Source organism: Oerskovia paurometabola (assembly GCF_016907365.1).
In the GTDB taxonomy this organism is placed as follows: Bacteria; Actinomycetota; Actinomycetes; order Actinomycetales; family Cellulomonadaceae; genus Oerskovia; species Oerskovia paurometabola.
The window spans coordinates 3,702,938-3,715,136 of record NZ_JAFBBV010000001.1; the positions used below are offsets into that span (position 1 = coordinate 3,702,938).

The 12,199-nt window shown below is 74.4% G+C and carries 12 protein-coding genes; 6 read left to right on the forward strand and 6 right to left on the reverse strand.

Features of this window, described 5'->3' with window-relative positions; all coding sequences use genetic code 11:
- Nucleotides 1-62 precede the first annotated feature (62 nt).
- From JOD48_RS16525 to JOD48_RS16550, 6 genes are all read left to right on the forward strand, one after another.
- A complete protein-coding gene (locus JOD48_RS16525) occupies nt 63-812 on the forward strand; it encodes a response regulator transcription factor (RefSeq protein ID WP_204809826.1) in 750 nt (249 codons plus the stop codon).
- Nucleotides 809-2,539 (forward strand): sensor histidine kinase, encoded by a 1,731-nt coding sequence (locus tag JOD48_RS16530; protein WP_239527462.1) that lies wholly within the window; start codon nt 809-811, stop codon nt 2,537-2,539. The genes JOD48_RS16525 and JOD48_RS16530 overlap by 4 nt, the downstream gene beginning before the upstream one ends.
- 62 nt (nt 2,540-2,601) lie before the next feature.
- Nucleotides 2,602-3,339, forward strand: a complete 738-nt coding sequence (locus JOD48_RS16535) for an HD domain-containing protein (protein ID WP_204809827.1) — start codon at nt 2,602-2,604, stop codon at nt 3,337-3,339.
- Between the two features lie 209 nt (nt 3,340-3,548).
- Complete coding sequence (locus JOD48_RS16540) at nt 3,549-3,839, forward strand: WXG100 family type VII secretion target (RefSeq protein WP_191789516.1); 291 nt, start codon at nt 3,549-3,551, stop codon at nt 3,837-3,839.
- Between the two features lie 72 nt (nt 3,840-3,911).
- Nucleotides 3,912-5,513, forward strand: coding sequence for an outer membrane protein assembly factor BamB family protein (locus JOD48_RS16545; RefSeq protein ID WP_204809828.1), 1,602 nt, complete (start codon nt 3,912-3,914; stop codon nt 5,511-5,513).
- 20 nt (nt 5,514-5,533) lie between these two features.
- Nucleotides 5,534-6,511 (forward strand): 4'-phosphopantetheinyl transferase family protein, encoded by a 978-nt coding sequence (locus JOD48_RS16550; RefSeq protein ID WP_204809829.1) that lies wholly within the window; start codon nt 5,534-5,536, stop codon nt 6,509-6,511.
- Between the two features lie 16 nt (nt 6,512-6,527).
- Here the strand turns inward: JOD48_RS16550 and JOD48_RS16555 are convergent, their stop codons facing one another.
- From JOD48_RS16555 to JOD48_RS16580, 6 genes are read right to left on the reverse strand one after another with little or no spacing between them, the layout of a single operon-like run.
- Entirely contained in the window at nt 6,528-7,685 is a 1,158-nt protein-coding gene (locus JOD48_RS16555) for a FecCD family ABC transporter permease (protein ID WP_204809830.1), read from the reverse strand.
- Complete coding sequence (locus JOD48_RS16560; RefSeq protein ID WP_204809831.1) at nt 7,682-8,722, reverse strand: FecCD family ABC transporter permease; 1,041 nt, start codon at nt 8,720-8,722, stop codon at nt 7,682-7,684. Before JOD48_RS16560 ends, JOD48_RS16555 begins: the two co-directional genes overlap by 4 nt.
- On the reverse strand, nt 8,719-9,714 hold the full coding sequence (locus JOD48_RS16565; protein WP_204809832.1) for a thioesterase II family protein: 996 nt from the start codon (nt 9,712-9,714) through the stop codon (nt 8,719-8,721). The genes JOD48_RS16560 and JOD48_RS16565 overlap by 4 nt, the downstream gene beginning before the upstream one ends.
- Nucleotides 9,707-10,603: a siderophore-interacting protein gene (locus tag JOD48_RS16570; RefSeq protein WP_204809833.1), complete on the reverse strand. Its 897-nt coding sequence runs from the start codon at nt 10,601-10,603 to the stop codon at nt 9,707-9,709. The genes JOD48_RS16565 and JOD48_RS16570 overlap by 8 nt, the downstream gene beginning before the upstream one ends.
- Nucleotides 10,600-11,955: an enterobactin transporter EntS gene (gene entS, locus JOD48_RS16575; protein ID WP_204809834.1), complete on the reverse strand. Its 1,356-nt coding sequence runs from the start codon at nt 11,953-11,955 to the stop codon at nt 10,600-10,602. Before entS ends, JOD48_RS16570 begins: the two co-directional genes overlap by 4 nt.
- Nucleotides 11,952-12,197, reverse strand: coding sequence for an MbtH family protein (locus tag JOD48_RS16580; RefSeq protein ID WP_191789523.1), 246 nt, complete (start codon nt 12,195-12,197; stop codon nt 11,952-11,954). The genes entS and JOD48_RS16580 overlap by 4 nt, the downstream gene beginning before the upstream one ends.
- Between the last annotated feature and the right edge of the window lie 2 nt (nt 12,198-12,199).

A 12,199-nucleotide genomic window follows, 5' to 3' on the forward strand; every position in this document is an offset into this window, starting at 1 on the left:
GCGCCATGCGTCGCACCGCTGCCGCCCAGGCGACTCCCAGGGTTCGGTCGCACACTGGAACCATGAGCGAACCCGAGGCACGGCTGGTCGTGGTCGACGACGAGCCCAACATCCGCGAGCTGCTGTCCACGTCCCTGCGTTTCGCCGGATTCGAGGTCTACGCGGCCGCGGACGGCACGAGCGCGCTCAAGCTCGTGCGCGAGGTCGAGCCGGACCTCGTGGTGCTCGACGTCATGCTCCCGGACATGGACGGGTTCACCGTGACGCGCCGCATGCGCGCCACGGGCCAGCACACGCCCGTGCTGTTCCTCACGGCACGCGACGACACGCAGGACAAGGTCACGGGCCTCACGGTCGGCGGGGACGACTACGTGACCAAGCCGTTCAGCCTCGAGGAGGTCGTGGCCCGCATCCGTGCGGTGCTGCGCCGTACGCACGCCGAGCCCGATGACACCGCGGTGCTGCGCTTCGCGGACCTCGAGCTCGACGAGGACTCGCACGAGGTGCGCCGCGCGGGCCAGGTCGTGGACCTGTCCCCCACCGAGTTCAAGCTCCTGCGCTACCTCATGCTCAACGCCGGCCGCGTGCTGTCGAAGGCGCAGATCCTCGACCACGTCTGGCAGTACGACTGGGGCGGCGACGCGAACATCGTCGAGTCCTACATCTCGTACCTGCGCCGCAAGATCGACAACCTCACGGTGACCGGCCCCGACGGCACCGAGCAGCCCGTCCAGCCGCTCATCCACACCAAGCGTGGCGTCGGGTACCTGCTGCGCACGCCCCCGGAGTCCGGGGGCACCCGCCGGTCATGAGCACGCCCTCCTCGCCCGGCGGTCCGGCCGGAGCGCCGGGCCGCTCGGGCGCGCTGCCCCCGGTCCCCCCGCCGCCCGGCCCGACGACGTCGCGACCTTCCTCGGCACGCCCCGCCCCGGGCGAGGCACGTCCTGGGACACAGGATCCGGCGTCGGGCGCGAGGGACGGCGCGACGCCGCCCGCTCCTCCGCTGCCCGCGCCCGACGAGCCGCGCCCCTACGGCAAGTCCGTGCCCACCGAGAACTGGGGCTGGTTCGCACGCATCCCGCTGCGCACACGGCTCGTCGCGATCATCATGCTGCTGCTCGCAGCGGGGCTGGGGATCGCGGCGGTCGCGACCAGCGCGTTCGTGTCGAACTTCCTGGTGACGCAGGTCGACGACCAGCTCAAGGCGACCTCGGTGGACGTCGCGGCCGACCCGGAGAGCCAGTTCAACCAGAACACGGTCGGCCTCCCCAGCGACTACTACATCCTCTACCGGTGGTCGAGCGGGCGGAACGAGCCGCGGTACTTCGCGAAGACCGTCCTGAGGTACGGGGTGCCGGACATCCCGGCGTTGTCGCTCGACGAGGTGCGACGGATCGACGGCCCGTTCACGGTACCGCCCAAGCAGGGCGGTGTCCTCACCCCGACCGAGCCGACGCAGTGGCGCGTCATGCCGCTCATCGGCCCCGACGGGTCGACGGCGTTCGTCGCCCTCCCGCTGAGCGGGATCCACGAGACCGTCAAGTTCCTCGGGTGGACCCTGGCGATCAGTGCGGTCGTGATCGCCTTGGTCGGCGGCGCGTTCGCGTTCCTCGCGGTCCAGCGTGCGCTGCGCCCGCTGCGCGAGATCGAGGAGGCTGCCGCCGACATCGCCGGTGGCGACCTGACGCGCCGTGTGCGCCCCGCCCCGCCGACGACCGAGGTCGGCTCGCTCGCGGACTCGCTCAACACGATGCTCAACCACATCGAACGGGCGTTCGCGGCCTCCGAGGCCTCGGAGGCGCGCATGCGACGCTTCGTCTCGGACGCGAGCCACGAGCTGCGGACCCCGCTCGCGACCGTGCGCGGCTACGGCGAGCTCTACCGCATGGGCGCCCTGACGACGCCCGAGCAGATGGACGACACCATGCGCCGCATCGAGGACTCCGCGACCCGCATGGGCACCCTCGTGAACGACCTCCTCGCGCTCGCGCGCCTCGACGAGGGCAGGCCCATCCGCCACGAGCCCGTGAACCTCGCGGCCCTGGCCCGCGACTCCGCGGGCGACCTGCACGCGCTGGACCCCACGCGCGAGGTGCGCCTCGTGGGGCTGGGCGGAGCGCCCGTGGACGCCCCCGCGGACGTCACCGTGATCGGCGACGAGGACCGGCTGCGGCAGGTCCTCGCCAACCTCATCGGGAACGTCTCGCAGCACACCCCGGCAGGCACCCCCGTGGAGATCGCGCTCGGGACGCAGGTCTCGGCGGGTGGGGCTCCCGTGGGCGTCCTCGAGGTCCGCGACCACGGGCCGGGCATCACGCCCGAGCAGGCGGCCCACGTGTTCGAGCGGTTCTACCGCGCCGACTCGTCGCGCAACCGTGCGTCGGGGGGCTCCGGGCTGGGCATGGCGATCGTCGCGGCCATCGTCGGGGCGCACCACGGGCACATCTCCGTGGCCCCCACGCAGGGCGGTGGCCTCACGGTTCATGTGGAACTCCCGACACAGGGCTACGATGGCGGGTCGTCGGCGGATCGGACGTAGGCTCGAAGGAGCATCCGCGCTCGACGACGCATCCTGTTCCCGCATCGAAGAAGGCTGATCTCATGGGCGTCACCACCTCTGACGCACCGCAGTGGTTGCTCACCTCCTGGACCCGTAGCTGCAAGGGCGCCGGGGCGACAGCCCCCACCGAGGAGATCCTCGCCGTCGGCGAAGGGCTCCTCGAGCGCTGGAACCAGCCCGACCGCCACTTCCACAACCTGCGTCACCTCGCCGACGTCCTCGGACGTGTCGACGAGCTCGCGGAGGAGACGCACGACGCCGACGTGGTCCGCCTCGCGGCCTGGTACCACGGCGCGATCTTCGACGCGGCCCGCAAGGCCGCTTACGCCAACAAGGGGGGCGAGGACACGAGCGCGAGCGCGGCGCTCGCGTTCGAGCAGCTCTCGGGCCTGGGCGTGCCGGAGAAGGCGTGCCGACGCGTCGAGTTCCTCGTCAACGCCCTCGTGCGCCACGCGCCGGACCCCGCGGACTTCGACTGTGCCGTGCTGTGCGACGCGGACCTCGCGATGCTCGCGGCCGAGCCCCAGCGGTACAAGGAGTACCTGAAGGACGTGCGCGACGAGTACGCGCACATCCCGCTCGCGGACTACCTGCGGGCACGCACCGCGATCATCACCAAGCTGCTCGAGCGTCGTTCGCTGTTCTCGAGCCCGCTCGGTGCCGCGTGGGAGGAGCCCGCGCGCCAGAACCTGGACGCCGAGCTGCAGCGCCTGCGCAAGGAGCAGAAGAAGCTCGAGGCATCGGCCCCTCCCGCGCTGGTCGCACCCTCTCCGTCCTGAGCTGCCCTGAGGTGTCAGCGGCGGTCGCGCGCTGCTGCTGGGCGGCGAGCCGTGCACAGGCACGCGTCCTGACTCCGCTCCCACAGGCCACGGGACGTCCCCTGCCCGACGGCGCCGTTCAGCTCTAGCGTCCTGCTCACCCGGTCGCGCACTGCGCCCGGGGCGGGGCGCGACCGGTGCCCCGCAGGCTCGGTGAGAGGCAGGACGGCATGAGCAGGTACGAGGTCGACAGTGCGCGGGTCGCGCAGGCGAGCGCCGCGGTCGGAGGGTCGGTGACGGCCATCCGTGCCGAGGTCGGGGCCATGCTGCGCAACCTCCAGGACCTCCAGGCGAGCTGGCAGGGCGGTGCCGCGACCGCGTTCGCGGGCGTCATGGCCGAGTGGCAGGGCGCCCAGGTGCACGTCGAGACCGCGCTCGACTCGATCACGACCGCGCTGGGCTCCGCGGCCCAGACGTACGCGGACGCCGAGGCCCAGGCCGCCCGGCTGTTCCTGCGCTGACGAGCCTCTTCCTTCGGTGGCGGGCCGCGGTGGTGCTCGTGGCGCGCTGCCGGGGCCGCTAGGCTCCGCTCCATGCGCCGCCGCCAGTCCGCCGCCTCTCGCACGGTGTCCTTCGAGGTCGTCGAGGACCTGGACGACGTTCTCTCGGCGCCGCCAGGTCCGGCCGAGAGTGCGGAGGCTGCCGGGTCCGACGAGTCGGCCGTCGCCACGGGCGGCGCGTCCGGTGCTGACGGCTCCCGTGACGACCTGGGCGACGGGGACCCCGGGGCAGGGGGCGGCGCGCCGTCGGGCAGGAAGCGTTGGAGACCGTGGGCCGCTGCTGCCGGTGTCCTTGCCCTCGTGGCCGGCGGGCTCGCGGTCGGCGGCCAGATCGAGGAGCGGCGCACGCAGTCGCGCCTCGTCGTGAGCGAGGGCGGAGTGCTGCCCTTCACGGGACCGCCGCAGGAGATCTGGTCGAGGGACGTGGCCGATCAGGTCTGGACGCCCTGGGGCGGGCTGCTCCTCGGCCGCGACGCCAGCGGTAGCGACGAGACCGTCACCGCCGTCGACGTCCTGACCGGGCAGGACGTGTGGGAGGCGACGGTCGGGCCCCAGGCGATCTGCGGTCGGAGCAGCTTCTGGCAGCCGTTCGCCGTGGACGACGGTCCCCTCCTGTGCCTGTCCGGCGCACTGGAGGCCATGACCGTCACGGCCCTGGACCCGGACGGGCGGGTCACGGGGCGCAGGGACCTCGGCACGGTCGACGAGGCGTCGGGCTACGCCGTCGGGCCTGGCAGCACGGTCGTGACGGTCCGTCGCGACGGCCCCGTCGGCCCGCCGGTCGGCCGGCGCGAGGTCTGGACCGAGAACGGGTCCCCGACGTTCGTCGACGTGCCCGGAGGGCGAGGCGTCGTCGTGACCCTGGAGGACGCGCTCTCCGGGGACGTGCTCTGGGAGAACCGGGTCCCGTTCGTCGCGCCGGACGAGGTCTGGGAGTGCCAGGGGCGCGGGACCGAGCCCGTGCTGGCGCTCGACCAGGTGACCACCTGGACGACCGGCTACGTCGTCCAGGTCGACGGCTGCGGTATCAGTGCCTCGTTCGACGCCGGCGGTGCCCGCCTGGACGACCCGGCAGCCCCGGAAGACCAGGTCGAGCCGTTGACGGCGACAGCCGTGAACAGGTTCGACCAGACGACCACGCACACGACCGTGCTGGACCGAACGGGCTCCCCGGCGTGGGACGTCACCGGGCAGATCCTTCGCCCGTCCACGACCGACGGGACAGGTGAGAGCACGGTCTTCGTCGACGTCCTGGGCGGCCTGGCGGCCTTCACGCCCGAGGGCAAGGAGCTCTGGGACGTCTCGGCGTACGCGAGCAGGATGTACGTGCACACGAACGCCGTCATCGTCGTCGACGACGGCGCGAACGGCCTGACCGCGCTCGACCCGAGCACGGGCCGCAGGCTGTGGACCGTGCCCGGAGAGGACTCGATCTACCCGTTCGGTGTCGCGACCGACGGGTCCCAGCTGGTCGTCGTCGCCCACGGTTCCGAAGGGGCGCCCCGGACCTCGGGACACGACCTGGCGACGGGTGACGTGCTGTGGACTCTCGAGGAATCGCCGGGCCAGGGCCTGATCGGCTACCACGGTGCGCTGCTCCGCCTCTCCGAGGACTCCGTGGGCAGGGTCGGGTGACCCCGCCCCGACGACCTGGGGTGCCAGGTCTGCCGACGTCCCACCTCACCGCGAGCGTCACGGTCTGGTGCGCCCCTCCGACCTCGAGCCTGCCGGGCCAGGAGGCCTGGCTGTCGGCCGACGAGGCGTCCAAGGCGTCGAGGTTCCGCCGGGCGGTCGATCGCGACCGGTTCGTCACGGGACGGCTCCTGATCCGGGCCGTCCTCGGGGAGCGACTCCACCGGGCTCCCGAGGACGTCGACATCCGGCTCGGGGCGCGCAAGGGCGCGACGCCCGGCCGACCTTACGTCGACCCAGGGCCGTCGTTCTCGATCGCGCACGCCGGACCTTGGGTGCTCGTCGCCGTCGTCGATCCGGCGGCGGGGCCGTCTCTGCCCGGGACCGCTGCCACGGCGGTTCCGGGGGCCGGGCGGGACGTCGGGGCGGGGGTGGACGTCGGCGTGGACGTCGAGTCCACAGCCCCTGCGCGCGCCCACCTCACCGAGCTGCTCGACGCCGTCCCCCCGGGCGAGCGCCCGGCCCACGGATGGGACGCCGAGTCGTTCACCCGGTCCTGGGTCCGCCGCGAGGCCGTCCTCAAGGCGGTCGGCACAGGGCTCCTCGCACCGCGCGACGACCTCCTCCTGTCCCGCGCGGACCGGCCGGCCGGAGTCGTGCGCAGCGGAGGGCTTCTCCCCGCTCCCGGCCTTCTCGTCGTGCAGGACCTCGAGCTCCCGGTGGCGAGGCCGTCCCCCTCGGCAGACCAGGACGTCACCCTCGGCGGTCGGGAGCGTCACCCTCGGCGGTCCGGGACGTCACCGTCGGCGGACGGGAACCGGGGCGCAGGTGCGGGTGCGGACCGGGGCGCAGGCGCCGGCGAGGGCGCGACCTACCTCGCCGCCGTCGCGCTCCGCTCGGAGCGTGGCCCCGCCGCGCTCGGGAGCGTCCGGGTGGCCGACGGGGCCACGCTCCTCGCCCGGCACGGCGTCACCGCGCGGACCGTGCTCGACCTGCCCTGAACCCTGCGCTCAGCGCTCAGCGCTCCTTGCTCTCGCGCACGAGCAGCCACAGCAGGAACGGCGCACCGATCGCCGAGGTCACGACCCCCACCGGCAGGTCGACGGGCAGCGAACGTGCTCCGAGATCCGCAGCGAGCACCACGCACGCCCCCACGAGCCCTGCACCGAGAGGCGGCGGTCCCTGTGCCGCGAGCGCCCGCCACGCGATCTGGGGCGCGACGAACGCGACGAACGGGACGGGCCCGGCCGCCGCCGTCGCCGCAGCCGCCAGGACCACGGCCAGGGCGATCTGGAGCAGCTGAGCCGCCGCGCGCCGGACGCCCAGCCCCACGATCACGCGCGAGTCGAAGCGCAGGATCGCGAGCCACCGGGTCGAGAGCGCGCTGACCACGACGGTGACCGCGACGACCGCCGCGACGGGCCCCACGACCTCGAAGCTCGCGCGGTTGAGGCTCCCGGTCATCCAGATGAGGGCCGCGTTGAGGTCGGGCAGCTCGGCGCGCACCAGCATCCACGACGTGATCGCCGACGCCCCGGCGTTGACCCCGAGCCCGACGAGCACCAGACGGTACCCCTCGATCCCGCCGCGCCACGCGAGCAGGCACACGAGAGACGTCGCGACGAGCCCTCCGACGACCGCGACGACCGGCAGACCGGCCGTGACGAGGAGGCCGCTCACGGTCCCGGTGCCCGCCAGCACGATCGCCGCGACGGCTGCGGCCGTCGCACCCGCCGTGACCCCCAGGATGTCGGGGCTCGCGAGCGGGTTGCGGGCCACGGACTGCGTGATCGCCCCGGCTGCGCCCAGCGCGAAGCCCACGACGATCGCGGTCGCGGCCCGTGGCGCACGCAGGCCCAGGATCACGAACCTGTCGGCCGGGTCCCCGGCGCCGAGCAGGGTCCGCACCACGTCCCCCGCGGGCAGCACGTACTCGCCGACCATGATCGACGCGACGAGCAGGACGAGCAGCAGGACCACGAGCCCTGCCCCGACCAGCACCTGTCGACGGCTGCCAGGGTGGCGGCGCAGCGGCCGGAGGGCGCGTCGGAGCGTGAGGCGCCGTCCCGTGGGGGCCGGGTCGTCGGTGCCGGGCCGGTGGCCTCCCCGGGCCGGCTCTGTCGGCTCGTCGGTCGGCCTGCTCCCCGGGGCGTTCCCCGGCAGGGTGGTGGTCACGATCGGTCTCCCAGGTAGCCACGGGCGAGGACGACGAACAACGGCGCACCGACGAGCGCGATGACGATGCCGACCTGGATCTCCGAGGTCGCGGGGGCGAGGCGCCCGACGACGTCGGCTCCCAGGACCAGGACGGCCCCGCACAGCCCGGCGACCGGGACGCGCCACGCGGGTCCCCCGAGGCCGAGCCGCGTCGCGGCGTGCGCGGCCGCGAGGCCGACGAACGCGATCGACCCGCACGCGGCCGTCGCGGCCCCGGCCAGCAGCGTGACGGCCAGCAGCCCCACGGCCCGGTCTCGCACGACGTGCCGTCCGAGGGCCACACCGAGCTGGTCGCCCATCTCGAGCGCCCCGAGGGTCGGCGCGTTGACGACCGCGAGCAGCAGCCCGAGCAGGAGGAACGGGGCGACGGTCCAGATGACCTCGGGCCCGCGGCCCACGAGCGACCCGATGCTCCAGAACCGGAAGACGTCCATGGTCGTGCGGTCGAGCAGCAGGACGCCCGACGTGATCGACGCGAGCAGCGCCGTGACGACCGACCCCGTCAGGACGAGCGTGACGCCCGGCGCGAGCACGCGGATGCGCTGCGAGAGCACCACGACGATCCCCCCGGCGCACAGCGCGCCGACGAGCGCGAAGCCGACTGCCCCCGACGGGCTCGTGACACCCGCGTGGATCGCGAGCACCACGGCGCACGCCGCGCCCGACGTCACCCCGAGCAGTCCGGGGTCGGCCAGCGGGTTGCGGGTGTGCGCCTGCGTGAGCGCACCGGCCACGCCGAGCGCGACCCCGACGAGCAGCCCCAGGATCGTGCGCGGCACGCGCATGTCCCACACGACGGCCGAGGCCTCGCTCGTGCCCGGCTCGCGCAGCACCGCGAGCACGTCGGGCAACGGCACGGGCTGCGACCCGAACGCGATGCTCGCGGCCACCGCGACCAGCAGCGCGAGCGCGAGCGCGGCGCCCCCCAGGGGCACCCGGCTCCCAAGCCGTCGCACCGTGCGGACCGCGACGACCGGGGTGTCCGTGCCGCTCACGACGCGGTTCCTGCCGTGACGCCCTCGAGCCGCCGCAGGTCCGCGGCGACGATCTCGCGCGACCACACCCACCGTTCCTCGGCGGTGGGACGTGCGACCTGGTCGGCGTACGTGCCCGCCGCGACGGCCGTCAGCGCGACCCGCAGCGCCTCGACGACCTCCGGGGCGCGGTCGCCCACGAAGAAGTGCCCGCCCTCGACGACCCGCCGTCGGACGCCCGCCCGGGCGCGCTCCGCCCACGGCGCGACGGCCTCGGGGGGCGACGCGACGTCGTCGGACCCGGCGAGCAGCAGGAGCGGCACCGTGATCTCCACGGGTTCCCCCGCCCCGGCGGTCCCGAGCGAGTCGTGGACCGCGAGGTCCGCGCGCAGGACCCGCGCGTGCAGCGCGAAGAACTCGGCGTCGGCGAGCAGCTCGGGCGGCGTGCCGCCCAGCGCGGTGATCCACGCCCGCAGCGCGGAGTCGTCGCGCGCGGTGAGCCGCCCCGGCCCGACGACGTCGCTCCCGTCCCCGTCCCGGCCGCCGGACCGCGGCAGGTCGGCACGTGCCGCGCGACCCGAGACCACGAGCAGGTCCGGGGCCCGCCCCGGCCCGAGGCCGGCCGCGACGCGTACGGCGACCGACGCTCCGAGGCTGTGCCCGAGCAGGACCGTCGGGACGTCGTCGGCGAGGAGCGCCCGCACGGGACCTGCGACGTCCGCGAGGAGGTCGGTCATGGTCTGCACGGGAGGCTCTGCGAACCGGGTCTCGCGGCCCGGGTACTGCACGGCGACGACCTCGGGGGCCGAGGCGAACGGCGCCGACGACCCCCTGGGGCTCCCAGGGTCCCCGCCGACCACCCGGTCGAGGGTGAGGACGAGCCGCCGGTAGTAGCTCGCGGCACCGCCCGCGTGCGGGCACACCACGACGCGCCACGTCGCCCCCGGGGGCGAGGCCAGGACGCGCAGCGCCGGGTGGTCGCGGCGCGGTGCGGGATTCGCCACGTCAGTCACGAGGGGACTCGTCGACCTCGGACGCGGGGCCGGTCTCGTCGGTGTCGTCGTCGTGGTGGTCGTGGTCCGCGACGCCCTTGCGCCAGTACCCGTCGACGTCGAAGTTGTCGCGGCCCAGCCCCACCTCGTTCTTGAGGTAGCGGCGCAGCGGCTTGATCGAGAGCGACTCCCCCGCGACCCACACGAACCCGTTGCCGGGCGGCAGCTCGGTGCCGCGCACCGCGTCGGCGAGCAGCGCCGTCGTGCCCGGTGCGCGGTCCTCGCGGAAGAGCCACGTGACGTCGACGGCCGCGGCCGACGCGAGCGGCAGCACGTCGCCCTCGTCCTGGACCTCGACGAAGACCGTGACGGGAACCTCGGGGCGCAGCTCTTCGAGCCAGCGCGCAGCCGCGGGCAGGGCCGTCTCGTCGATCGCGAAGACGTACCAGTCGAACACGTCGTTCACCAGGAACGAGCCGCGCGGGCCCAGGACACCGACCAGGTCGCCGACCTGGGCCCGCCCCGCCCACCTCCCGGCGATCCCGTGCTCGTGCACCACGAGGTCGATGTCGAGCGTGCGGGCCTCCCGGTCGAAGGACCGCACCGTGTAGTCGCGGCTCGTGAGGTGGCGGCCGCCGACCCAGCGGTCGTCGACCACCTGCGGCATCTCCGGGGTGCCGCCGGGCTCGGTCGGCAGGAAGATCTTGACGTGGTCCTCGGGGGCCGCGGTCACGAAGTCCGCGAGGTCCTCGCCCGTGAGGCGAACCCGGACCATGCGTGCCGCGATCTGCTCGACGGCCGAGACCGTCAGCAGCCGGGGGCGGAGCGGGTGGGTCAGGAGGGTCACCTGCTCGACGGGGTCCGCCGTGGCCTGCTCGGTCGTGTCGAGCCTGTTCGTGGTGCTGGTCATGCGTTCTCTCCTCGGGTGGTGCCGACGATCGCGTCGACAGGCTGGGGGGAAGGTTCGGGGTGGTCGAGGACCGGGTCGGGCTCGGTGACCGCGCGGCGCAGCCCGGGGACCGCGAGCGCGACGAGGCCCGTGGCGACGGCCGCGAGCGCCCCGCCCACGGCGATCGCACCGCCCGCGCCGAGGGCCCGTGCGACGAGGGTCAGCAGCGGGCCGCCGAGCGCGTCGCCCGCGGTGCCCTGCGCGGTCCACAGCGCGCTCACGCGGCCCCGCAGGTGGTCGGGTGTGCGCTCGTAGAGCAGCGTGAACCGCAGGATCTCGCCCAGGACGTCGCCCGCGCCGACCAGGGTCATGGCGACGACCGCGAGCACGACCGACTGCGACAGGCCGAGCATCGCGACCCCGGCACCCGAGGCCGCGAACACGATCAGCAGGACGCGGCCCGTGCGCCGGACGCGCCCGGTCCACCCGCTCGTGAGCGTCGCGACGAGCGCGCCGACGGCCGGCGCGCTGAAGAGCAGTCCCACGACCTCCGACCCGGCGCCGAGCTGCTTGTCGACCAGCTCGGGGATCAGGACGTGCGGGGACGCGAACAGGATCTGGACGAAGCCCAGCAGGATGATGCCGCCGATCACGCGGTCGGTCGCGACGAAGCGCAGCCCCTCGACCAGGTCGTCCCACGGCCGCGGCGCTCGGCCGTCGGGCACGCCGGGCACGCCGGGCTCTGCCTCCCCGCCGCCCGGCGGCAAGGACGGGAGGCGCACCAGGAAGCCCAGGCTCACGACGCTCGCCACGACCACGACCCCGAACACGAGGCTCGACCCGCCGTGCGCGATCGCGATCCCCGCGACGAGCGGGGACACCACCGCGCCCAGGTCGAGCGAGATCGCCTGGAGCGCCGCGACCGCGGGAAGCTGGCCGCGCGGCACGAGCGACGGCACCGCGGCCGCGAGCGCGACCACGCTGAAGCCGCCCGCCAGGCCGTCCCACGCCGCGACGACGTAGATCGCCGTGAGCGAGGGCGACTCCGCGAGCGAGTTCACGAGCAGCGCGACGAAGCCCACGATCGCGGCCGAGCGCGACCACAGGATGACGCGGCGCCGGTCAATGCGGTCGGCGACGACGCCCGCGACGAGGGTCCCCGCGAACGCCGCGACGCCCAGGGTCGTGTTGACGCCCGCGACGTGCAGGGACGTACCCGTGAGGGCGTAGACCTGCACAGGCAGCGCCACGACGAGCATGCCGAGCCCCAGCAGGGACACGACGCGCCCGGCGAAGAGCAGGCGGAAGCTACGGCTCGCGCGCAGCGGGGTCAGGTCCAGGGCGAGCGCGGAGAGGAAGGCCGGGGCGCTCACGTCGCCGTCGTCGAGGTCCGGGGCCCCGAGGGAGCGGAGGCGTCGAGCGCGCGACGCAGGCTCGCGGGGCGCAGGTCCGTCCAGTGCGCGTCGACGTACGCGAGCGCGACCGCCCGCGTCGACGCTCCCAGCACGACGTCCCACCCGGGCGGCACGGCCGCGAACTCGGGCCACAGGGAGTGCTGCTGCTCGTCGTTGACGAGCACCAGGAAGGTGCCCTCGGAGTCGTCGAAGGGGTTCATGG